The sequence below is a fragment of the Lutimonas vermicola genome, assembly GCF_038433205.1.
Lineage (GTDB): Bacteria > Bacteroidota > Bacteroidia > Flavobacteriales > Flavobacteriaceae > Lutimonas > Lutimonas vermicola.
This window is the reverse complement of sequence record NZ_JBCDNA010000001.1, coordinates 202429-223976: the sequence shown is the minus strand read 5'-3', so window position 1 is coordinate 223976 and position 21548 is coordinate 202429. Positions and strand designations below refer to the sequence as shown.

Genomic DNA, 21548 nt, shown 5'->3' with positions numbered 1-21548 from the left:
AATTTATTTAAGTATTTTAGGCCCTTTAACCAAAATTGATATACCGTGAAAAATACCACCTTAATTCTAGCAGTAATTGTTGGCCTCTGTGCTTCGCTGCAGTTAAGTGCTCAGGAAAATGTTCCAAAGGAAGTACTGCTCAATACCATGAATTCTGTAAATCGGCTCAAATTATCAAATTTGAAAACCTCTGAGCTGATGAAATACAACAAGATTTATGTCGACAAGGTATATCGTGTTTTAGAAAGCGGAAAATCAGACAATGAACAGAAATCTGATTTAAAGGCCTTGGCGAATGACAGAGAAAAAGATTTAACCGACCTCATTGGAAAATCAACAACCCGTAAATACGCTCATTTAATGGATAAGGAAATGCGCCTTCTCGTGCATAAGAACAGGCTTTTGCGGTACATTTATTAATCAGGGTTCAGTATCTCACAAAGAGCATCCCAGGAATCAATCGTTTGACATTAGAATTTTCAATAAAGCAAGGCTTATTTCCACCGGATCAGAATCTTCAGGAAAAATCCTATATAATTCCCTGAGGGCCTCCGAATTGATTATTGATTCCGGACCTTGAAAAGTCAAGGCTTTAACGGTTTCAGACTTTAAGAAAGATACTTTTTTGGCAAGCTTGGCTAATTCGGTTTTTGTGATATGATCAGCACCCAGTATTAAAAGAACATCAGCGTCATTTTCCAAACACTGTTTGGCCAGTTCATCAAAAGAACTAAGCACCGGGGCAACATCCACGTTAAATCCCATATCTGCCATAGAGCTGCACACCTTTCGGATTACCTGTTGAGAAACCTTATTTGAATTCCCAACCAATATGCGAGGCTGCCTGCCTTCCAATTGGGAAAACTCATGAGATAATAACAAACCCTGTTGCCATAGATTGTTGTTATCCGGATGTGCATTGGTTGAATCTGACACTCAAAATTTTTAAAAAATGATGCTGCGTTTTGTGCTTCTGCCTTTAATCTTTGTCAACAGTATCGTACTCAATGATAAAAATATCCTCATTTTTCTTTTTCATTTTATACTCTTCTCTTGCATATTTTTCCAGAGAATCAGGATCATTCAGATTGTCAATTATTTTTTGATCTGTTTCAATTTGTTCTTTGTAATATTCGTTGGCGTTTTCCAATTTATCGATTTCTTCATCAAGTTCGCGGTGGTTCATAAAAGAATTTTCATCGAAAAAACCCATCCATATGGCAAAAAGTATCAAAATAATGACATACTTATTGCTGAGGATTTTAAATACTTTATTTTCTTTGATCTGTTTTAATGTCATTTGTACAATCTTTCATTTATCACGGTTCTTACAATGTCAATGGCAACAGTATTATAGGTGTCATTCGGTATGATCAGGTCAGCATAATTTTTTGTTGGCTCTATAAACTCCTGATGCATAGGTTTCAGGGTAGTTTGATAACGTTCCAACACTTCATTGATATCTCTTCCTCGCTCCTGTATATCGCGCTTCATGCGTCTGATGAGCCTTTCGTCAGAATCTGCGTGGACAAAAACCTTGATATCGATCAAGTCTCTCAATTGCTTGTCTGTAAAAATCAAAATCCCTTCTATGATTACGACTCTTTTAGGATGTGTTATCACAGTATCCTGCACTCTGTTGTGGGTCACGAAAGAATAAACGGGCTGTTCTATCGACTGCCCACTTTTCAAATGTCGAATATGATCGATCAACAGTTCAAAATCTATGGCGTTAGGGTGGTCAAAATTAATATGACACCTTTCCTGATAAGTCAAATCATCATTCCGTTTATAATAAGAATCCTGAGAGATCACGGTGACCTCATCTTCGGGCAATTCATTTAAAATTTGTGTCACCACCGTGGTTTTACCACTGCCCGTTCCTCCAGCTATACCAAGAATTAACATTTTTACACAATTTTTATATCATACACAGTAAAACCATTGCATGTTTCAAAACTATAAAAAAAAGGAATGAATATCGACTAAAATTTATTATTTTACCTTTCGCTAAATTAACAGGGACTTATGAAAAACATATTTAAATTTATTAAAGGAGATACCTTTGGAGGTATTACTGCCGGTGTTGTTGCACTGCCACTGGCTCTCGCCTTTGGTGTTTCATCAGGTTTAGGTCCTAGTGCAGGTTTGTACGGTGCTATTTTTCTAGGATTCATTGCAGCTCTGTTTGGCGGAACTCCGACACAGATCTCAGGTCCAACAGCTCCCATGACTGCGGTAAGCATGGTATTGGTCGCAGGATTATTACAGTCGCATGACGGAAACATGGACAAGGCTTTGCCGATTATTCTCACGGTATTTGTTATGGCTGGTTTGTTTCAAATTATTATTGGGGCTGCCGGTTTGGGAAAATATATTAAGTATATCCCCTATCCTGTTGTTTCAGGGTTTATGACGGCCATTGGTCTTATCATTATCATTACAAATATCCTTCCCATATTAGGATATTATACCGAAAATGATATGGAAAGAATCCAAAAATTCAAGCCGGAAGCAGAAGAACTGATTATTGAAAATATTTTAAAAGATGAAGCCGAAGAAGGTCTCCTTGTCCTTGAAGACTTTAAAGAAACGATCAAAAGAGCAGAATTGATCAGTGAGGAGGAAATCATGAATGAAGCCTTAATTTTGGCAAAAAAAGAAACATCAGGGGTAATTGGCGCCATTAGAGCTTTACCCCGGGCTTTAAGATCTATTAATTATCTGGAATTGATCCTCGCCTTTTCAACCATTTTGATCATCTATGGCTTTAAAAAAATCACTACAAAGATTCCGTCTACTCTTGTCTCCTTGCTAGTGGTCTCGGGTGTTGCCATCTTTGCTAATCTTGATTATATGCCCATTGAGGAGATTCCCAGTGGTTTCCCATTGATCAATTTTGATATATTCAGCCAATTCAGCATTGCATCTGTATCACCTCTTATTTTTACAGCCATTACCCTGTCGTTTTTGGGTGCCATAGACTCCTTACTCACTTCTGTGGTTGCTGATAACATGACCAAAACAAATCATAACCCAAACAAGGAATTGATCGGTCAGGGAATAGGAAATAGCGTAGCTGCACTGTTTGGAGGCCTGCCTGGAGCCGGAGCAACGATTAGAACGGTTGTTAACATTGATGCTGGAGGAAAAACCAAATTATCAGGAATGATAGCAGGATTGTTTCTATTAATTATTCTTCTTGTGATAGGCCCTCTTGCCTCACAAATTCCCGCAGCCGTTTTGGCCGGAATATTGTTTACCGTTGGTGTTGGCGTAATGGATTATAAAGGCCTAAAGGCTATCCCTTCAATGCCCTCTACCGAAGTCATTGTGATGGTCGTTGTTTTATTATTGTCGACTTTCTGGAACCTGGTATATGCGGTTGGTATTGGTCTGATTATTGCTTCCCTTGTTTTTATGAAGAAAATGGGTGACGCAACAGAAGAGAAGTCAGATGTAAAAACCTTGAAAGCTGAAACATCCTGGACTGATGAAGCAAATTTTCCGGAAGATATGAAGGAAAAGGTATTTATCAAACATATCAAAGGACCCATTTTCTTCGGGTCCACAAGTTTTATACAGGTGCTTGCCAAACAGATTCCTCCTACTGCGAGCCATGTTATTATCAGAATGGACAGGGTACCTTATATAGATCAATCCGGACTATTTGTTCTCGAGGATGTATTGCTGGAACTGGAGAAAAACGAGATTCATGTTTTATTGGTGGATATTCAAACTCAACCTTTGTATTTGATGAAATCTATTGATATCATTCCAGACCTCATTCCTGAAGAGCATATTTTTGACTCATTCCAGGAATGTACGACATGGATATCTAATAACCTGGACGGTTAATTTTTTAAAACAGCTAAAAAATCAAATTAGAAATCTTTAGCAGGCATTTGATTTTGATGTTGAACCTGGAATCATTCTACCCTTTTGTAAAACTGATGTATTTACTTTCGAGTTCAATGATAATTATCATTGTATGTAATATTGTTGATGGCTACCTTTAATAGGTTATAACATAAAATATTTTGATCATGAAAAAGCTTTTTACACTGCTGCTTGGAATAGCGGTATGGATTCCAACAAGTGCTCAGTTAATGCAGAATGTAGAACATATAGGCAGCTTTAATGAAGGTCTTGCCTCTATAAAAAAAGGAGATCAATGGGCTTTCATGGATACAAAAGGGACTATTGTTATAGACTTCCGTGATGACCTGGTTGTTACTGAAAATGAAAATGGTATCCCTGTAGCCCCAGAATTCCATAATGGCAGAGCTTTGATCAGTCGCTTGGAAGATGACATTATGTATTATGGCTATATAGATACTGAGGGCAAGGAAGTCATTAAGACACGCTATGTCAACGCTACACCTTTCCATAATGGATTTGCCATCGTGATGCTGTTCACAAAAGAAGTCGTGGGCCAAAATAAATTATTGGGTAAAGATGTTGTAAGCTATGAGGTCCAAGAATTTGTAATAGACCCTAATGATAAGGCTATGACCCCTTTATTGCATCCCAGAAACTGTGTTCCTGAAAAAATGAAATCGGGGAAAAAGCCTGAAATGACCGCTCAATTTTTGTCAGACCGCATGGTTGGAGTCAGAATGGGAGATCAAAATTGGGAGATTTATACATTCTAAATAGCTCTTTTATATCCTTTCTAAACATCTCCGGATTTGTCTAGAAATAATAAAATCGTAATATTAGGGGTCCGGGTAGTCAAAATTATGAACAATCGACTCATCTGATAAGGACCTGAAAAATTGCTGTACAGCCTTATGTTAACTTTTAAGAACTTCAATATTGCCGATTGGTTTTCATTCTATCGAATTTTCGCTGCTCCTATTCTGGTTGTCATTGCTTGGTTTGGTTTAAGAGATCTTTTTACCTGGCTCTTACTTGTTAGTTACAGTACCGATATGATTGATGGTATGCTTGCAAGAAAACTTAAAATTACCAGCCCGAGAGGCTCACAATTGGATTCTATCGGCGATCAATTAACCTTGCTTGCAGGATTTTTAGGATTGCTGCAATTTGAATTTGAATTTATCCGGGATAATTACCAATGGATTCTTATACCTTTTGTATTGTATTGCATACAGATGATCATCGCCTTTAGCAAATATGGTAAAGCAACTGCATTTCATACGTATCTAGCCAAGTTGTCAGCTGTTATACAGGCCGTATTCATCCTTTGGTTACTTTTTTTTGGGCCCGTTTACTGGTTATTCTGTTTAATGATTGTGATAAGTATCATTGAAACCCTTGAGGAAATATTGCTTATCTTTGTTTATCCTCACTGGGTTGCAGGTGTGAAAGGATATATTTGGGCAAAAAGAGATGAAAGAAGAAAAAAAGCAACTGATCAATCAAGCGCATGAGGAAATATTCGAATTTTACAATTTTTTTACTTTGCCTGGCGATTTTTATAATTGACATGATGGCGTTTTACTGGCTGGATTCAATAACCCAACTGATGAATATGCCTAAGCTGAGGTTAATTATACATATCGTGTTTTGGTTCTTTACCATAGGGCTTATCGCCGCTATTGTTATTTTGAAGGCCAGGCTGGATAATATACATCCGCAAAGGAAGCATTTATTGATCACCTCATTGTACGGCCTCACTGTTTCTTCATTTATACCAAAGATCATCTTCGTGATTATCATTTCTATTCTGTACTTTTCTAACTATGTTCTTTCAGAAAAGGAGTCACTGCTGGTAATTCCAGTTATCGGCCTCCTTGCGGGATTTTTACCTTTTTTTGTAATTGTATATGCCATATTTAAGGCCTTATACCGTTTTAAGGTACATCATTTGCATATCAAAACGGAAACATTACCATCAACATTCAGAGGGCTCAGAGTGGTTCATATTTCAGATCTTCATCTCGGAAGTTTTAACTTCAGGTATCACATTCTTGAGCGGGCTGTCAAATTGATCAACCACCTGGAACCGGATCTTATTGTTTTTACCGGAGATCTTGTGAACAATTTTGCCTGGGAATTGAAAGGCTGGGCTGAGGTCATGGATAAACTCAAATCTAAACATGGAAAATTTGCCGTTCTGGGCAACCATGATTACGGCGACTACAGTTCATGGGCAAGTACTGACCTTAAAAAAAGTAATTTTGAATCTATTAAATACTTTTACAAGAAAATTGATTTTACGCTTTTACTTAATCAAGGAACAAGCATAACAATAGATGACGTCGAAATAGGCATTATCGGTGTGGAAAACTGGGGAATGCCACCCTTCAAGCAATATGGCAACCTCAATAAAGCGCTTCGACCGGTAAATCATTTGCCTTTTAAGATTCTTCTGTCACATGATCCCAGTCATTGGCCCGAAGAAGTGGTTGGTCACACTGATATTTACCTGACATTATCGGGGCATACACACGGGATGCAAGCAGGAGTTAACCTGAAAAATAAGCAATGGAGTCCTATCAAATACAAGTATAAACACTGGGCAGGGCTGCATCAGGAAGGGGACCAATTTTTAAACGTTAACCGGGGACTGGGATGGTTGGGTTTTCCGGGCCGACTTGGAATGCGACCTGAAATCACCTGTATAGATATCAATGGCTAGGTTGGTTTTGAAATTTTTCTAAATTATCAATCTTTAAAAGTGCTTCTGTGGCACTCTGATATCCGATCTCATAAATTTCATCCATCTTTCCTACATCCAGTAACCCGTAATTGACAAGCTTAAGTGGATTGATCATCAACTCACAATCCGAAAATTTTTCGTGGGACCTTTTTGAATAATTGATCCTGATGGCTCTTTCCAGCACATTTACGGAATACCTTAAACCATTAGAATCTATTTTGCTTAAAGGACTGGCATAAACACCAACAAGTCGACTGCAAATATCCTTGACCGGGGCCGTAGGGAAGTTATCCAGGATCCCTCCATCTGCATATACTGATTTATCAATTGTTACCGGAGTAAACAGACCCGGAAAAGCACATGAAGCGAGTAAAGGCCTGATCAACTCACCATCATTAAAGACTTTGAGAACACCGTCGCAAATATCAACTGTTGTTACAAATAATTGTTTTTGAAGTACCGAAAAATCATCAATTTCAAAATATTTTTTAAAATCAGGATAGAATTTATCGGTATCGATAAAACCAGGTTTGGAAAAGGCGAATCTATTAATGTGAAACAAGGGGGCGATTCTAAAGAACTCCCTCATATCTTCGGGACTGTAACCACTGCAATACAAGGCCCCGACAACAGCTCCTGCAGACGATCCTGATACAATTTCAGGTTCTATGCCATGTTCAATTAAAGCCTTAATAGCTCCTATATGGGCAATCCCTCTTACCCCGCCACCCGACAAAACTAATCCTAACTTCCGGGTTTCAAAATTCATAATTCCTGATGTTTGCTTGTGTCAATTTTATTGTTCTTTTTGCTTTTGGCGTTTCTTTTCTTCCCTGAGCCTTTCCTTTTCCTGTTTTTTAAAATAACCCCTAAAAAATGTATTGTGCCTTAATGCCTCAAGGTTTTCGTTTAACATCACGCTTCCTTTCTTGATATTTTTTACCGTCTCCCCTATATCCTGAACCAAAATTGTATCTGAAGTAACGTAGTTAAAAGCCCCCTCTCCATCCTTAACATTTGTAATAACCTCATTCAAATTGCCGATGACAAGGTTAATGTCTTCACTTGATTTTTCAAGATTGCCCATAACAGACCTAAACTGTTGTGCAGAAACTGAATCCTTTAGTAAGACATGTAAAAGGTTTTCTTCATTGTTAACACTGCTGATCACGTCCTTTATCTCATCAAGAACCTTGGCAACCTCTGCACTTGCCGTTTTAAGGTTCCCCATGGTTTCCTTAAGATCCGCTCCCATTGCTTCGTCATTCACCAATAAACCCAAGGTGCCTTTTCCTTCATTGATGGCATGCGTTATTTCTAATAATTCCCGGGTCAGTTCTGCTGCATTTGCATTGGTAATCTCCAGGGTTGACATCATATCCGCCGTTGATACTTTTCTCATAGATTTTAGTGTATCTCCCTGCTGCAATGGCAAACCATCCGGACCACCGGGAATAATATTAACCACCATACTGCCAACCAATCCGTCCGAGCCAACTATGGCGAGCGCATTGGTTTTCATGTGCTTTACAATGTCTTCTTCAATGTTCATATCCACACATATCATCGTATCATTCAACATTAATATATTTTTTACGGTTCCTACATTGATACCGGCATATCGCACATTATTCCCTAGTTTAAGGCCACTGACATTGTTAAAAACCGCAGTGATTTTAAATGTATTGCCAAACAAATTCTGCTTTTTACCAATCAAGTAGAGGGAAAGAATAAGAATAAATCCGGTTATTAAAACAAACATCCCTAATTTAATTTTTTGTGCATTGCTGATTCTCATAATAAATTATTTAAAAAAGGCCTGTATTTTTTCATCCTTTGATGAAGATAATTCCTCGAAACTTCCTTCGGCATAATTTATCCCGTCAATGAGCAGGACCATGCGGTCGGCTATAACCCTGGAGCAATCAACATCATGAGTAATGATCAGGGCCGACGAACCATGTGTTTTTTGTATATCTCTCATCAATTGAATAATCTCCTTAGCGGTAATTGGATCCAACCCCGTGGTTGGCTCGTCATAGATAATGATTTTAGGATGCAGAATGATTGCCCTGGCCAGAGCAACCCTTCTTTTCATCCCTCCTGAAAGTTCACTTGGCAAAAGTTCTATGGCATCCAAAAGACCAACGCTTTCGAGTGCCTCATGCACCAGTGTATCCTTTTCTTTTTGAGGTATGTTCTGTTTCCTTAACGGAAATTCGAGATTTTCTCTAACCGTCATGGAATCATATAAAGCGCTCCCCTGAAAAAGAAATCCTATTTTTTTCCTGAGCTGATCCAGCTCGGTTTGCTCCAGGTCCAGGACCCGTTCCCCCATGATTTCAATTTCACCTGAATCAGGCTGCATTAACCCCATTAAACATTTGATCATTACAGATTTCCCCGATCCGGATTTTCCCATGATGACAAGGTTCTCGCCTTCATTCAGATGCATGTTGAATCCATTGAGAACATGATTGTCGCCAAAGTGCTTTTTCAGATCCTGGATCCGTAACATGGTTTGTATTTTTTCTGTTGTTTCCAAGGTGATCAGTTATAAAAAATATCCGTAACAAAGACTGCAATAAAATCAATCACAAACAAGAGCATGGAGGTAAATACCACGGCTGCGTTCGAGGCTTCACCAACACCTACCGTACCTCTTTCACAATAGTAACCTTTAAAGCACCCAACCAATCCTATAGCAAAACCAAAGAAAAAAGACTTTGCTACAGCCGGATTGATATCTGAATATTCCAGCGCATCAAAAACATTATTGAAGAACAATTGAAAAGACACATCTCCCTTTAAATTTTCGACCATAGCTGAACCCAATAAGGCAATTGCATCTCCATAGATGATGAGCAAGGGAATCATTAAAGTGGCTGCCAATATCCTGGTAACCACCAAATACTTAAAAGGATTGGTCCCTGAAACTTCCATGGCATCGATCTGTTCAGTAACGCGCATAGACCCGAGTTCAGCTCCGATTCCTGAGCTGATCCTGCCTGCGCAAATAAGCGCTATGATCACGGGTCCTATTTCCCTAACGATAGAGATACCTACCATAGAAGGCATCCACGATTCAGCACCAAATTCTATCATGGTTGGACGGGTCTGCAGGGTCATTACCAGCCCTAAAATAAAGCCGGTAACACCAACCAGCATAAGCGACTTGTTACCCATAAGATAACATTGCCTGAGAAGTTCCTTCAGTTCAAAGGGCCTGGTAAACAACTCTTTAAAAAACCTTCCGGCAAAGTAAGAGAGTTCTCCTAATTCGATCAAAAAAGACCTGACACTAGACGGTATGCGTATGTTGTGATTCATACTTAACTATTGGCCATTCTACCAAAGTTAGGCAAGAGTATTGTGAAATAAAATGATTTCTATCATTTTATTTTCATTGATCTGCCGCGACATTGCGCGAAGCTACAGCAATAGGCATAACAAAGTCATAAGGAGATTTGCTTTCCACCGTTTGCACTTGATCTAAATATGGCCTCCACGATACGAATATCCTTTAACCCTTCGTCTCCGGGCACCAGAACTTGCGTTTTTTGTATGATAGCCAAAGCATCTTCATCCATTTGCCTTGCCTGTTGGTTACCCAGGAAGGGTTCAAAAATTTGACCATCACTGCTTTTCCCTCCAACACCCCTGTAAGATTGCATGGGTTTGAGCTCGTACCATCCTGATTGACAATCAACCCTAAGGTGATTGATGTTTTCTGCAAATGATGTTTTACATGTTGCAATGATGCCCTTTGGAAACTCCAGGTCAAAATAAGTGGTCTCGTCAACTTTAAAAAGATCAGGTCTGCTATTTTCAATTCTTGCACTTACGCTTATCGGTTCCATTTGAGTTGCATACCGCGCTGCATTTAAAGGATATACCCCCATGTCAAACATGGCACCTCCCCCCAATTCCGGGTGTAGTTTCCAATGGGTACCATCACCTCCTCCATGGCGAAACCCTGCTTCTGCCTTCAATTTTTCCAGACTGCCAAAGGGCATTGATTTGGCCATCGAAATGATCTTCCTGGTAACAGGTTCGTGTTGCATGCGATAACCAATAGTCAGTTGTACCTTGTTTTTTTTACAAGCCGTGATCATTTCTTCACAATCTTTGGCTGTGGTAGCCATGGGTTTTTCGCACCAAACGTGTTTTCCGGCCTCCGCTCCAATAATGGTATATTTCTTATGTAAACTATTTGGCAACACAATATACACCACGTCAATATCATCATTAGAAGAAATCTGATGCATGCTTTCATAATTATATACATTCTTGTCCGGAATTCCATATTTCGATTGCCAAACCGGAATTTTATCCGGAGAACCTGTTACGATGCCACGAAGCTCACAGTGTTCTGTTAATTGCAAGGCAGGAGCCAACAGATCCCTGCTGTAATAACCCAATCCCACCAGTGCCACACCAATTTTTCTTTTGGTTTTTGGAATTAAAAAATTTGGCATAGGAATAGCACTTGCTGCAGCAAGCATTCCTGATTTTTTGATGAAGGATCTTCTGTTTGTCATGATTCAAAATTTATACATGGATAATTATCTTCTTTAATAGTCAAGCCCACAAAAATGCTAAGTCAGTGAACCTAATAAAGATAAAAAAATTAATGATGTAAAAATCTCATGGCATTCAGATCTGATGATGCAGCTGAAAAGAAAACGTATGGCATAATCCATTTTTCTTTTGCATCACCAATAAATCCTTCGTCATTAAAAGCTTGTCATATAAGAACCATACCGACCGTGATGGCTCAGGGAACACAATATGGTTGTTTTTTTATCCCGTCTGTATAACTCAGGTATTCCCAAGTCATTTTTTGCTATTGCCAAATCATGTTTTTTCCAATCCATTGTAAAGGCCACAGCAGAAATTACTGCCTGATAAAGTGTTTTACGAACCCTGTTTGTTTCATTCATATGCACAATATCTTGACTTAATCGGGTGTCGAATTTGTCTGCATAAGCGTAAGTATGTATAAAATCATCCCCTATGCCCGAAATCGTATGGTATATTTTGCCTTCACAGCACACCTGCCCCAAATCTTTGTTCCCCGGCATACAATCAAAAGCCAGAGGATCTATTTTAATTTTTTTCTGAAGTCTCAACCGGGCCTTGTAGGCGCTCTCCTTCATCGACCAGAGTTTCCAAACTAATATATCAGGCTGCTGTGACCGGGAGATCATCGATTGCTCACTGGCGGTAAAGACTTTATCGAGAAACCCTTTACGCCTCCAATTGCTCTGAACCTCAGCCAGCCTCAAGTCAACTATATCATTTCCAATCATAAGAACAGAAGATCAAACCATTTTAGCCTGAATGATTTCAACGGCTTTTTTAACGTTAAGCATTTGTTCCATCGATTCATTGTCAATTTCAATGTCAAATACGTCTTCAATATCAAGTATAATATCAATTAGATTGGCCGAATTAACCTTTAAATCATTGATAAAATCGGTTTCCTCAGTTAGGTTTTTAAAGGCTTGCTCATCCTGAACATAGGGCTTTACAACCTCTTTTAATTTGTCGATTAATATTTCTTTTTCCATTTCTTAATTTGTAAATTTTTTAAAAATAATACAGGCATTAACATCTCCAAATCCAAAACTGGCCTTGATCACCGTATTCACTTCCTGACTGCGGGATTTATGTGGAATGGCTAATTTTCCGATCTGTTCTTCAATATCAGGGTGAAGATCTTCACAATTTGTGGAAGGAAAAATAAAACCGTGTGCAATTTGCAACACCGAAGCTACGCATTCTATACTTCCGGCAGCAGCCAGACAATGACCGGTCATGCCTTTTAGAGAGTTGATCGCCGGAAAATCATTTTTTGAAAGGCCCAGGGCAGTTTTCCAGTTTTTAATTTCCATAGGATCCTTGATTGTCGCCGTTAAGTGCCCATTGATTGTATCAATATCAGAAGTCCTGATACCGGCGTCTTTAACCGCCAGACTGATGCATCGTTGAACAGCCAGCGAATTCGGGGCCGTCATCGTGCCTCCATTTCGCTGCCCTCCTGAATTCATATGACCTCCCAATATTTCTGCATAAATAAAAGCACCTCTTGCCCGGGCGCTTTCAAGTTCTTCGAGTAACAGAGCACCGGCACCAGATCCAGGAACAAATCCTGACGCTGATGCGCTCATAGGCCTCGAACCTTTCGCAGGGCTTTCATTGTGTTTATAAGTCATGACGCGCATGGCGTCAAATCCTCCCCAGATATAGGTTCCGTGATCACTGCAGCTGCCTGCCAACATTCTTTTGGCCTTACCCGATTGAATTCGTTCAGCCCCCATCAAAATGGCTTCTGTTCCTGTAGTACAGGCTGAAGAATTGGTACTCACCTGATTACCACATCCAAGGATACCTCCTAAATAAGCACTTATCCCGCTCGACATGGTTTGAGCCACGGTTGTACTCCCAAGCCTTCTCACATTGCCTTCGTCGAGTTTATAAATGGCTTCCCTGAACTTATCAACCCCTGACTGACCCGTACCGAACATAATTCCTGAATCAAAATCAACCTCTGCTGCCTCGTCAATATCAAGGCCTGCATCCCTCCAGGCATCCATACCCGCCATGCACCCGTACAAAATTCCGGAACTGTTAAAATTCTTTAACTGTAAAGGTGTTAAATAGGCTTTCATTAAGTCCTCAGATACCTCAGGAATTCCTCCAATACAACAGGAAAAATGTTTATCCTTCAAGTGCTGATAAAACTGGATTCCCGATTTCCCTTGTTTTAAGGCGTCGAGAAAATCAGGAATTCCAACCCCATTTGGTGAAACAACTCCAAGCCCCGTTATTACAACTCTTTTTTTCATTTTTTTATGTTAGCATCCCTGCAATTTCACCCCGGCAAACCAATTGCCCCTTATCATTTAATGCTCTTACAAAACACTTTAACTTATTAAACCTAAAATATTGTTTTTCAGATACTACTGTTATCCTTTCTTCCGGATAAACCGCGTGAAAAAAATCAATCTTATGCGAGGTCAAAGCAATTTTTGGCGTCTTAACGTCCAGTTCATTTTGTAACAATAAAATCCCCAGGCAAACAACACCAATCTGGGCCATAACCTCTGTTAAAATGACTCCGGGCGTAACCGGATGACCTTTAAAATGACCCTGATAAAAAAAACTCTCTTTGTTAAAAGTGTAATTCCCTGTTATTCCATTCTCTGATATCTCAGTCAATTCATCAACGAACAAAAAGGGTTTCTGGTAGGGTAAATATGTTATAATCTCTTCAGAATTCATGTATTTAACTTATATGTTCACCTCCGTCAACAGGCAGCACGCAGCCGTTGATCCATGCTGCTTCCTTTTTACACAACAAATAGACCGCATTTGCCACATCTACCTCAGAAGTAAGCCTTCCAAAAGGATTTCTCCTTAAGGCATATTTCTTGATTTTATCACTCCCTGGGATCATTCTTAAAGACATCGTATCGGTTACACCTGCCTGAATGCAATTTGCCCTGATCCCAAAAGGAGCAAACTCCAAGGCAATATTCCTGGTAATAGCCTCTAATCCGGCCTTTGCAGCGGATACTGCAGCATAATTTTTCATTGCCCTTCGACCTCCCTCACTCGTAAAACTGATCACCCTGGCGTCTTCAGAAAACAACTGTTCATCAAAGATCGACTTAAACCAATCGTAAAGGCTAATGGCCATTGCCCCAAGGGTGAGCTGAAAATCCAAAGTAGTCAAACTACCTGAGTCTCCATCTGCCATGGGCTTTAAATTGCCCTTTGCCACACTGTGAAGTAAACATTTAATCTTCCCTTCCTCTCCTAAAGTGCTTTTCAATTCGTTTAAAACAGCTTGTTTGTTTTCGGTTTGTAAAATGTCTTTGTTAAATGATATCAATGACACCTGCTCACTTCGTATCTCAGAAAAATGCTTTTCAATCTCCTGCATATCCGATTTTCGATCACGATGTACAATACAAATATTCATTCCGTGGCGCGCCAATTTTTTTGCAGAGGCAAGCCCTAATCCTCTTGAGCCCCCAAGAATCAGGGCCCAGTCTTTATTTTCAAATTCCTTTACCATTGCAATAACACCCTTTGAGCCGAAAATCCGGGACCAAAACTCAACATCAGTCCTTTTTCACCTTGCTTAATATTTCTTTCCATAAATCGTTGAAGTACATATAAAACCGTCACACTCGACATATTGCCATATAATTTGAGAACTTCCTTGGTATCATTGATGTTTTTTCCAAGCGAGCCAAACAATGATTCTACTGTTTGAACAATTTTCTTCCCACCCGGATGAAAAATCAAATGGTCAATATCTTGTATGTGCATGCCATTCTTTTCCAGAAAGGGGTGGATTATATCCGGAAAATGTTCGGCTATAGATTCAGGAACCGATTTGTCGAGTACCATTTGGAGTCCTGTATTCTTTAACTTAAAACCCATCATCTGAATCGCATCGTAAAAGTGGTACATGGATTCGTCAATTACCATAGGGCCCTCATCCTGCTTATGGGAAGACAGAATAACACTTGCGGCCCCATCGCCAAAAATCGCTGCGCTTACCATATTGACCATAGAAAAATCTTCCAGTTGAAAAGTGGCCGTTGGCGATTCAACTGCCACGACTGCTGCCCTTTTATCAGGATTGGCTTTTAAAAAATTCTTTGCGTAAATAATGCCCGAGACTCCGGCAGCACAACCCATTTCGGTGACTGGCAGCCTTATGACGTCCTGATTCATCTTTAGGCTGTTGATCAAATAAGCATCGAGAGACGGTATCATGATGCCCGTGCAACTCACAGTAATGAGAAAATCAATATCAGTCGCTAACAATGATGCTTTTTCCAGGGCTTTTTTCAAACTGACTTCGGCTAGCTTGATCGATTCTCTTTCATAGATATCATTCTTTTCTTCAAAGGAGGTTTTGTTGAATACTTCTTCGGCATCCATAATCGAATACCTTCTGTCGACACCGGCATTCTCAAAAATCTTTTTGATTTTTCGCTTGAATCTCTCGTCTTGTCCTTCTAACCAAAAGTCTAAATACGGAAGAATTTCCCTGGTATCTCTGGAATATTTCGGCAAGGCTTTAGCTACTGACGTAATTTTTACACTCATATTTTTGTTTTCATGATCCATTGGTACCTGAAAGCCCACCTCCATCCAATATCACTTTTTGCATTTAATTGGTTCGAAAAGTTTATTAATTCCTGTTTCTTAAATCCCCTTCTGATTGACACCAGGCCATCATTTCTAATGATTTTATTATTGATGAAGAAACTTACTATACTGAATAAAAAATAGGCTAATTGACTCCTGTGAAGATCATTGACAATAATTCCTATTCTTGCATTTTTATTAAGCTGGTTCAATTTACCTATAATTTCCTCATCTTTGAGATGGTGAAGAAAAAGGGTTGAAAGGGCAATGTCATAGGTTATCTCATCAAACTCCTTCGAAAAAATATTCATTTGCATATAGCTGATGTTTTTGAATTCCGTCGAAAGCTCTTTGGCATAATTGATCGTATCCGGATTCGCATCAATTCCTATCAGGGTAAATTGAAAACCAAGTTGATCACCAAGTTTTGAAACCTTTCTCAACATATCTCCATTACCACATCCAAGATCTGCAATCACAAACTTGCGGCCCACAGGATAAGCATGAAGAAGTTCCTGAATACCTTGCAGGCTGATTTGATTTCCTCCCAGCCATTTATTGATCGAAGCCAGAATATCCAGATTTACCCTCAAACGATCTCCTTCAAGGGTGAAATCATCCATGATCTCTCTTTCATCACTTCTGTATTTCATGTCTATCATATGCTTTCAATAAATTTTCCATGTGTCATACTGATGATGTGCCTGAGCAGTCCGGGAAATCTTTTCAAACTGTTCATCGCATAGAGCGCTACAGATTTCATTCTAAACAACCTGGCCAATCCCCTGCCTGTTTGAAGCCTTAACCTAAAAGAATGATTCCATAGTTTTTTGTAATTTCTTTCAAGTTGAACTCTTGACAAACCTCCTTGAAAATATTGTTCAATCAGTTCGGATGCCAATTTTGCTCCCTGAATCGCCATACTCATGCCATTGCCGCATAATGGATGTATCATACCTGCGCTGTCACCGCACATGATCATGTGATTATCAATAAGTGGCTTAGAATCAAAAGAGATCTGACTTATTGTCAACGGTTTTTCAAAATCCATCTTTGCATCATTGAATATAGACTTTAATATTTTGTTCTTTGACAGTACCTGATTTTGAAAATCCTCTATGTTTCTAAACTTTTTAAACTCACTATATTCTGTTATATAACAAATATTAAGTGTGTTATGTTCCACATTCGACACTCCGCAATAACCTCCGTAAAAATGGTGCAGACCCACTAAATTTTCAGGATAATCACCCGAGTAATGAGCCTTTACAGCCAAATACGGGGCTTTTGAATTTAAAAATTTCCTTTGGAGTTTCTGATCCAGATTAGAACGTTTCCCAAAGGCGCCTATAACAAAAGTACTTTCCTTAATCCCATTGTCTTTGAGCTTTACCAAAAAACGATCATTTTCAAATTTAATATCAGTCACAGTATCCTTGATGAGTTCAACACCAAGCAGCTGCGCACGTTTTAACAATTCATGGTCAAGTGTATACCTTGACAGGCTAAAGCCTCCCAGGGGTAACTTTGCCCTTATCGCTTTTCCTTTAACAGAACTCAGTTCAAAATGATCAATTGTTTTAGCACCCAGTTCAAAAGGATCAAGTCCTAAGCCTTTGAGATAAGGCAACACTTCATTTGAAAGATATTCACCACATACTTTATGTCTTGGGTAATCGTGTTTCTCAATGAGGCTAACGCCTACTCCAACCTGAGATAAATGAAGTGCACTGGTCAATCCTGCCAATCCACCACCAACAACAATTACCTGCTTTAATGACATCTTTCCCGCTCAATTTTTAAGGTTAAAAGATACGTTTATTTTGACACTTTCAGACATGGCCTAACTTTTGTCTCCAATATTGAAATCCAGCCGGTTTAGTTCAAACTCTGTATGCACAGAACTTCCCCTTTCCGCTGATATCCACCTAAAAGGTATACTGATATTTTTGAGCGCACCTTTCATATTGATCTGGCTCTTAGTCACGTAAGCATCATCAACGGATCTTCAATGGAAGATGTCTCAAACAGGATATAAGGGTATTTGGATTGCCAAAAGTATTTTTCTTTTAAAAGATGCTTGTCCCGTTTTGATATGCCGGTTTCGATGGAGGATACCCGAATTTTAACGCTAATAAAAGCCTGTTCCACAGCAAGCGTGTCCATCTCCAACTGAACAACAGACTCCTGAAAACTCCCGTCAATATCAATTCCAAAACTCCTGATATGAAAGGAAATGTTTGATTCAATATTTTCTTTAGGGATATTCTGAGCATACAGATTACTGATAATCATGTAGCCTGTTAAAAATGCATACATCTTACTTTGCCTGTTTACCATCGTGCAGGTCGGGATTTAAAATCATCAATTTTCTTAGAAAACAACAGAAAAGATAAGTAAATTTAATGATGCAATGTGGTATTGATCTAATGAGAAGTTGAAACCGGGTTGCCTGTATTTCTAAACCAATGGTATAAGAACAATTATAAAACCACTATTCAACTGATATTCATTGTGTTTAAATTGCAGACTATTACTTGTTTTTTTAGGCTAAATTGACAAGCTCTATAGTAGTATATAAAATATTAATAGTATTACTATTGAATTATAATAGTAATACTATTATATTTGCGTCATATTTCGAAGAAAGATAGATTAAGTAACTTTCACAATAAAATTTATTCATCAATATGGTCTAATTTACCATAGCTTATATGAACCAGAATGAAAAAACAAAAATTAAGTCCATGGCAACGTTTCATCTCCGTGCTGCAATTAGACACAAGAGATATTAAACAAGTATTTTATTATGCCATATTTGCCGGTTTGGTAGCCTTATCCCTTCCTTTGGGTATACAGGCTATTATCAACCTGATACAAGGGGCACAGGTATCCACATCATGGATTGTTTTGGTTGTCCTGGTGACCCTTGGAGTTGCTTTTCAAGGTATACTGCAATTGATGCAGATACGCATTCTGGAAAATATTCAGCAAAAGATTTTTACACGTTCTTCATTTGAGTTCGTATATCGTTTTCCAAAGATCACTATGGATGAATTAAAAAATGATTATCCTCCTGAATTAGCCAACAGGTTTTTCGATACCCTAACCGTTCAAAAAGGATTGTCAAAAATATTAATTGATTTTCCTGCTGCCTTATTGCAAATAGTTTTGGGGCTTTTGCTCTTGTCTTTCTACCATCCATTTTTTATTCTCTATGGAATCTTATTAATTCTGCTGGGGTTTTTACTTTTTAAATCAACAGCTAAAAAAGGCCTGACTACAAGTCTGTTGGAGTCTAAAAAGAAATACAACGTAGCGCATTGGATTCAGGAAGTGGCCCGGTCATTAATCAGCTTTAAACTTTCAGGACGAACGAATCTGGCCATGCAAAAGAATGATGAATTAACTGCTGCATATCTTGATGCAAGAGAGAATCATTTCAAGGTTTTAATACTTCAATTTACTCAAATGATAAGTTTTAAGGTACTGGTAACCCTGGGTTTGTTATTGATAGGAGGCCTTTTGGTTATCAATCAGCAGATGAATATCGGGCAATTCGTGGCCGCTGAGATTATTATCCTGCTTTTAATAAGTTCGGTCGAAAAAGTTATTACAGGCTTAGAATCATTCTATGATGTGCTCACTTCTCTTGAAAAAATAGGAGAGGTAGTGGATAAAGACCTGGAAAGGCAAGAAGGAGAAGATCCTTTTACAAATGAAGACAGCATTACAGCAGAATTAAATGATGTTACATACAAGGCCCCTGACGGAGAAGAAGTTTTAAAAGGAGTCTCTTTATCAATTACACCGAAAGACAGGATTCATATAACAGGGCCATCAGGTTCTGGCAAAACAACCTTTTTAAAAATCATTTCAGGCCTGATCCCGGCAACTTCGGGGACCATGTATGTGAATAATATTTCTGTAAAAGCGATTTGGCCCAATATGTACAGGGCAAATATTGGTCAGGTTTTACCAGACCAAACTCCTTTTGAAGGAACTATAATGGAAAATATAACATTCAACAACAAAGATTTTGACTCTAAACGGTTGGATGAGGTAGTGAAGCAAACAGGGTTACTGGAATTTATTAAAAAACAAACCCTTGGTATACATACGGTTCTTCATCCTGAAGGACAACAAATACCCTATACCGTTTCAAAACGTATTTTGTTGGCACGTGCCATCATTCATGAACCAAGTTTACTTATTTTAAAGGATCCTTTGGAACACTTTGAGAGTGATGAAGTAAAGCGCATCATTAACTATCTAACCTCACCCGATAGAAATTGGGCGCTTGTTGTATCAAGCAACAATCAGCTTTGGAAACAAAACTGTGACCGAAGCATCATATTGAAAAATGGAACAATAATGAATAATAACGTTAAAGATGCTTAATATATCTAATAATCCATTAAACAAGAAGGTAACCATAGCTGGTTATGCTTCATATAAAAAAGCATTCCACAGAGTTCATTTTAAGTTTTTCAACAAGCTTGTAGGGACCTTTTTTTTCATTTGCCTGGTTATTTTGTTTTTACCATGGACCCAAAATGTTACAGCCGATGGTTATGTTACCACTTTAACACCTGATCAGAGACCTCAAACAATACAGTCTCAAATTCCTGGACGTATCGAGAATTGGTATGTAAGGGAGGGTGATTTCGTGCAAAAAGGAGATACAATTCTTCATATTTCTGAGATTAAAACCGAATACCAGGACCCAAAGCTTGTAGAGAGAAGCAGGGTACAGCGCGATGCTAAAAGCAATTCAGTATTGTCTTACAAACAAAAAGTAAAAGCATTGGAGATGCAGTTAGAAGCTATTAAAAATGAGCGAGAATTAAAACTCTCCCAGGCAAAAAATAAGTTACAGCAATCACGTTTAAAAGTCAAAAGCGACAGTATGGATCTCAGCGCTGCTATTACCAATTCTCAAGTTGCCGAAATACAATACAAAAGGTCTATAACACTTCAAAAGGAGGGTCTAAAGCCAATGACTGATGTGGAAGAAAAGAGTATCAAGTTACAAGCTACTCAGGCAAAACTTATTTCTCAGCAAAACAAGCTGATGGCAAGCAGGAACGATGTGATCAACGCTGAACTGGAAATCAATCGTATTTCTGCTGAATATGCCGAGAAGCTTTCAAAATCACAAAGCGAAAAATACACGGCACTTTCCAGCCAATTTGAAGCAGAAGTGGAAACATCAAAGTTGGAAAACACAACCTCTAATTATGAAATTAGGAATAGCTTATATTATATTACGGCGCCTCTCAGTGGTTATGTAAATAAGGCCCTAAGAGCTGGTATCGGCGAGACATTTAAAGAGGGAGAATCCCTGGTTGGCATCATGCCCGAAAATTACGACCTGGCGGTGGAGACTTTTGTAGAACCCATTGACCTCCCGTTAATTCACAAAGGTGAAAAAGTACGTATACAATTCGATGGCTGGCCCGCCATTTTCTTTAGCGGATGGCCAAATGCAGCTTTTGGAACTTTTGCGGGAAGGGTTGTTGCTGTAGAAACATTTATCAGCAGCAATGGAAAATTCAGAGTCTTGATTGCGCCTGACCATGAGCAGACAGCATGGCCAAAAAATGTGCGTGTAGGATCAGGAGCTTACACGATTGCCCTGTTGGAGGATGTGCCTATTTGGTATGAGCTTTGGAGAAAATTAAATGGTTTTCCTCCAAATTACTACACTCCTGATTCAAAATCAGTTGAAACTAAATCAAAATAA

General features: G+C 38.8%; 24 protein-coding genes. 7 read left to right on the top strand and 17 right to left on the bottom strand.

The window, feature by feature from the left end; all coding sequences use genetic code 11:
• Positions 1 to 45: 45 nt before the first annotated feature.
• The gene (locus tag AABB81_RS01015; protein ID WP_342158002.1) at positions 46 to 420 is read left to right on the top strand and encodes a hypothetical protein; all 375 of its coding nucleotides are present in this window, start codon (positions 46 to 48) and stop codon (positions 418 to 420) included.
• Between the two features lie 36 nt (positions 421 to 456).
• On the opposite strand, the gene AABB81_RS01010 is transcribed toward AABB81_RS01015, so the two are convergent.
• From AABB81_RS01010 to udk, 3 genes are read right to left on the bottom strand one after another with little or no spacing between them, the layout of a single operon-like run.
• Entirely contained in the window at positions 457 to 936 is a 480-nt protein-coding gene (locus AABB81_RS01010; RefSeq protein WP_342158001.1) for a hypothetical protein, read from the bottom strand.
• A 43-nt stretch (positions 937 to 979) separates the two neighbouring features.
• Positions 980 to 1300, bottom strand: coding sequence for an FtsB family cell division protein (locus AABB81_RS01005; RefSeq protein WP_342158000.1), 321 nt, complete (start codon positions 1298 to 1300; stop codon positions 980 to 982).
• Positions 1297 to 1908, bottom strand: coding sequence for a uridine kinase (gene udk / locus AABB81_RS01000; RefSeq protein WP_342157998.1), 612 nt, complete (start codon positions 1906 to 1908; stop codon positions 1297 to 1299). Before udk ends, AABB81_RS01005 begins: the two co-directional genes overlap by 4 nt.
• A 120-nt stretch (positions 1909 to 2028) precedes the next feature.
• Here udk and AABB81_RS00995 point away from each other — a divergent pair, with 120 nt between their 5' ends.
• The 4 genes from AABB81_RS00995 to AABB81_RS00980 all read left to right on the top strand — a co-directional run bounded on the left by AABB81_RS00995 (position 2029) and on the right by AABB81_RS00980 (position 6607).
• Entirely contained in the window at positions 2029 to 3858 is a 1830-nt protein-coding gene (locus tag AABB81_RS00995; RefSeq protein ID WP_342157997.1) for a SulP family inorganic anion transporter, read from the top strand.
• A 188-nt stretch (positions 3859 to 4046) separates the two neighbouring features.
• Positions 4047 to 4655: a WG repeat-containing protein gene (locus tag AABB81_RS00990; RefSeq protein WP_342157996.1), complete on the top strand. Its 609-nt coding sequence runs from the start codon at positions 4047 to 4049 to the stop codon at positions 4653 to 4655.
• Between the two features lie 138 nt (positions 4656 to 4793).
• Complete coding sequence (locus AABB81_RS00985) at positions 4794 to 5396, top strand: CDP-alcohol phosphatidyltransferase family protein (protein ID WP_342157995.1); 603 nt, start codon at positions 4794 to 4796, stop codon at positions 5394 to 5396.
• The gene (locus AABB81_RS00980) at positions 5393 to 6607 is read left to right on the top strand and encodes a metallophosphoesterase (RefSeq protein ID WP_342157994.1); all 1215 of its coding nucleotides are present in this window, start codon (positions 5393 to 5395) and stop codon (positions 6605 to 6607) included. The genes AABB81_RS00985 and AABB81_RS00980 overlap by 4 nt, the downstream gene beginning before the upstream one ends.
• On the opposite strand, the gene AABB81_RS00975 is transcribed toward AABB81_RS00980, so the two are convergent.
• From AABB81_RS00975 to AABB81_RS00910, 14 genes are all read right to left on the bottom strand, one after another.
• Positions 6597 to 7397 carry a patatin-like phospholipase family protein gene (locus AABB81_RS00975; protein WP_342157993.1) on the bottom strand — a complete coding sequence of 267 codons (801 nt, stop codon included), beginning with the start codon at positions 7395 to 7397 and terminating at the stop codon, positions 6597 to 6599. The genes AABB81_RS00980 and AABB81_RS00975 overlap by 11 nt on opposite strands.
• A gap of 27 nt (positions 7398 to 7424) precedes the next feature.
• The gene (locus AABB81_RS00970; protein ID WP_342157992.1) at positions 7425 to 8426 is read right to left on the bottom strand and encodes an MlaD family protein; all 1002 of its coding nucleotides are present in this window, start codon (positions 8424 to 8426) and stop codon (positions 7425 to 7427) included.
• A 6-nt stretch (positions 8427 to 8432) separates the two neighbouring features.
• Entirely contained in the window at positions 8433 to 9146 is a 714-nt protein-coding gene (locus tag AABB81_RS00965) for an ABC transporter ATP-binding protein (protein WP_342157991.1), read from the bottom strand.
• A 32-nt stretch (positions 9147 to 9178) separates the two neighbouring features.
• Entirely contained in the window at positions 9179 to 9958 is a 780-nt protein-coding gene (locus AABB81_RS00960; protein ID WP_342157990.1) for an MlaE family ABC transporter permease, read from the bottom strand.
• A gap of 125 nt (positions 9959 to 10083) precedes the next feature.
• Positions 10084 to 11169 (bottom strand): Gfo/Idh/MocA family protein, encoded by a 1086-nt coding sequence (locus AABB81_RS00955; RefSeq protein ID WP_342157989.1) that lies wholly within the window; start codon positions 11167 to 11169, stop codon positions 10084 to 10086.
• 195 nt (positions 11170 to 11364) lie between these two features.
• Positions 11365 to 11940 (bottom strand): 4'-phosphopantetheinyl transferase family protein, encoded by a 576-nt coding sequence (locus AABB81_RS00950; RefSeq protein WP_342157988.1) that lies wholly within the window; start codon positions 11938 to 11940, stop codon positions 11365 to 11367.
• 12 nt (positions 11941 to 11952) lie between these two features.
• Complete coding sequence (locus AABB81_RS00945) at positions 11953 to 12201, bottom strand: acyl carrier protein (protein WP_342157987.1); 249 nt, start codon at positions 12199 to 12201, stop codon at positions 11953 to 11955.
• 3 nt (positions 12202 to 12204) lie between these two features.
• Complete coding sequence (locus tag AABB81_RS00940) at positions 12205 to 13479, bottom strand: beta-ketoacyl-[acyl-carrier-protein] synthase family protein (RefSeq protein ID WP_342157986.1); 1275 nt, start codon at positions 13477 to 13479, stop codon at positions 12205 to 12207.
• Between the two features lie 4 nt (positions 13480 to 13483).
• Positions 13484 to 13915: a 3-hydroxyacyl-ACP dehydratase FabZ family protein gene (locus AABB81_RS00935; protein WP_342157985.1), complete on the bottom strand. Its 432-nt coding sequence runs from the start codon at positions 13913 to 13915 to the stop codon at positions 13484 to 13486.
• A 4-nt stretch (positions 13916 to 13919) separates the two neighbouring features.
• On the bottom strand, positions 13920 to 14714 hold the full coding sequence (locus AABB81_RS00930) for an SDR family oxidoreductase (RefSeq protein WP_342157983.1): 795 nt from the start codon (positions 14712 to 14714) through the stop codon (positions 13920 to 13922).
• Positions 14708 to 15760 (bottom strand): type III polyketide synthase, encoded by a 1053-nt coding sequence (locus AABB81_RS00925; protein WP_342157982.1) that lies wholly within the window; start codon positions 15758 to 15760, stop codon positions 14708 to 14710. The genes AABB81_RS00930 and AABB81_RS00925 overlap by 7 nt, the downstream gene beginning before the upstream one ends.
• Positions 15757 to 16464 carry a methyltransferase domain-containing protein gene (locus tag AABB81_RS00920; protein WP_342157980.1) on the bottom strand — a complete coding sequence of 236 codons (708 nt, stop codon included), beginning with the start codon at positions 16462 to 16464 and terminating at the stop codon, positions 15757 to 15759. Before AABB81_RS00920 ends, AABB81_RS00925 begins: the two co-directional genes overlap by 4 nt.
• Complete coding sequence (locus AABB81_RS00915) at positions 16461 to 17585, bottom strand: NAD(P)/FAD-dependent oxidoreductase (protein ID WP_342157978.1); 1125 nt, start codon at positions 17583 to 17585, stop codon at positions 16461 to 16463. The genes AABB81_RS00920 and AABB81_RS00915 overlap by 4 nt, the downstream gene beginning before the upstream one ends.
• Before the next feature lie 200 nt (positions 17586 to 17785).
• Positions 17786 to 18097 carry a YceI family protein gene (locus AABB81_RS00910; RefSeq protein ID WP_342157977.1) on the bottom strand — a complete coding sequence of 104 codons (312 nt, stop codon included), beginning with the start codon at positions 18095 to 18097 and terminating at the stop codon, positions 17786 to 17788.
• Between the two features lie 429 nt (positions 18098 to 18526).
• On the opposite strand from AABB81_RS00910, the gene AABB81_RS00905 reads away from it, so the two are divergent.
• Together AABB81_RS00905 and AABB81_RS00900 are read left to right on the top strand one after the other, a co-directional pair.
• Positions 18527 to 20203, top strand: a complete 1677-nt coding sequence (locus AABB81_RS00905; protein WP_342157976.1) for a peptidase domain-containing ABC transporter — start codon at positions 18527 to 18529, stop codon at positions 20201 to 20203.
• The gene (locus AABB81_RS00900; protein WP_342157975.1) at positions 20196 to 21548 is read left to right on the top strand and encodes an HlyD family secretion protein; all 1353 of its coding nucleotides are present in this window, start codon (positions 20196 to 20198) and stop codon (positions 21546 to 21548) included. The genes AABB81_RS00905 and AABB81_RS00900 overlap by 8 nt, the downstream gene beginning before the upstream one ends.

Excerpts from the sequence above, each read along its gene's own strand:
- AABB81_RS00990 (WP_342157996.1), top strand. The coding sequence starts at position 4,047 with ATGAAAAAGCTTTTTACACTGCTGCTTGGAATAGCGGTATGGATTCCA.
- AABB81_RS00995 (WP_342157997.1), top strand. The coding sequence starts at position 2,029 with ATGAAAAACATATTTAAATTTATTAAAGGAGATACCTTTGGAGGTATT.
- AABB81_RS00940 (WP_342157986.1), bottom strand. The coding sequence starts at position 13,479 with ATGAAAAAAAGAGTTGTAATAACGGGGCTTGGAGTTGTTTCACCAAAT.
- AABB81_RS00930 (WP_342157983.1), bottom strand. The coding sequence starts at position 14,714 with ATGGTAAAGGAATTTGAAAATAAAGACTGGGCCCTGATTCTTGGGGGC.
- AABB81_RS00910 (WP_342157977.1), bottom strand. The coding sequence starts at position 18,097 with ATGATTATCAGTAATCTGTATGCTCAGAATATCCCTAAAGAAAATATT.
- AABB81_RS00900 (WP_342157975.1), top strand. The coding sequence starts at position 20,196 with ATGCTTAATATATCTAATAATCCATTAAACAAGAAGGTAACCATAGCT.
- AABB81_RS00925 (WP_342157982.1), bottom strand. The coding sequence starts at position 15,760 with ATGAGTGTAAAAATTACGTCAGTAGCTAAAGCCTTGCCGAAATATTCC.
- AABB81_RS00960 (WP_342157990.1), bottom strand. The coding sequence starts at position 9,958 with ATGAATCACAACATACGCATACCGTCTAGTGTCAGGTCTTTTTTGATC.
- AABB81_RS00955 (WP_342157989.1), bottom strand. The coding sequence starts at position 11,169 with ATGACAAACAGAAGATCCTTCATCAAAAAATCAGGAATGCTTGCTGCA.
- AABB81_RS00975 (WP_342157993.1), bottom strand. The coding sequence starts at position 7,397 with ATGAATTTTGAAACCCGGAAGTTAGGATTAGTTTTGTCGGGTGGCGGG.
- AABB81_RS00905 (WP_342157976.1), top strand. The coding sequence starts at position 18,527 with ATGAAAAAACAAAAATTAAGTCCATGGCAACGTTTCATCTCCGTGCTG.
- AABB81_RS01005 (WP_342158000.1), bottom strand. The coding sequence starts at position 1,300 with ATGACATTAAAACAGATCAAAGAAAATAAAGTATTTAAAATCCTCAGC.
- AABB81_RS00935 (WP_342157985.1), bottom strand. The coding sequence starts at position 13,915 with ATGAATTCTGAAGAGATTATAACATATTTACCCTACCAGAAACCCTTT.
- AABB81_RS00980 (WP_342157994.1), top strand. The coding sequence starts at position 5,393 with ATGAGGAAATATTCGAATTTTACAATTTTTTTACTTTGCCTGGCGATT.
- AABB81_RS00945 (WP_342157987.1), bottom strand. The coding sequence starts at position 12,201 with ATGGAAAAAGAAATATTAATCGACAAATTAAAAGAGGTTGTAAAGCCC.
- AABB81_RS00920 (WP_342157980.1), bottom strand. The coding sequence starts at position 16,464 with ATGATAGACATGAAATACAGAAGTGATGAAAGAGAGATCATGGATGAT.
- AABB81_RS00915 (WP_342157978.1), bottom strand. The coding sequence starts at position 17,585 with ATGTCATTAAAGCAGGTAATTGTTGTTGGTGGTGGATTGGCAGGATTG.
- udk (WP_342157998.1), bottom strand. The coding sequence starts at position 1,908 with ATGTTAATTCTTGGTATAGCTGGAGGAACGGGCAGTGGTAAAACCACG.
- AABB81_RS00985 (WP_342157995.1), top strand. The coding sequence starts at position 4,794 with ATGTTAACTTTTAAGAACTTCAATATTGCCGATTGGTTTTCATTCTAT.
- AABB81_RS00970 (WP_342157992.1), bottom strand. The coding sequence starts at position 8,426 with ATGAGAATCAGCAATGCACAAAAAATTAAATTAGGGATGTTTGTTTTA.
- AABB81_RS00965 (WP_342157991.1), bottom strand. The coding sequence starts at position 9,146 with ATGTTACGGATCCAGGATCTGAAAAAGCACTTTGGCGACAATCATGTT.
- AABB81_RS00950 (WP_342157988.1), bottom strand. The coding sequence starts at position 11,940 with ATGATTGGAAATGATATAGTTGACTTGAGGCTGGCTGAGGTTCAGAGC.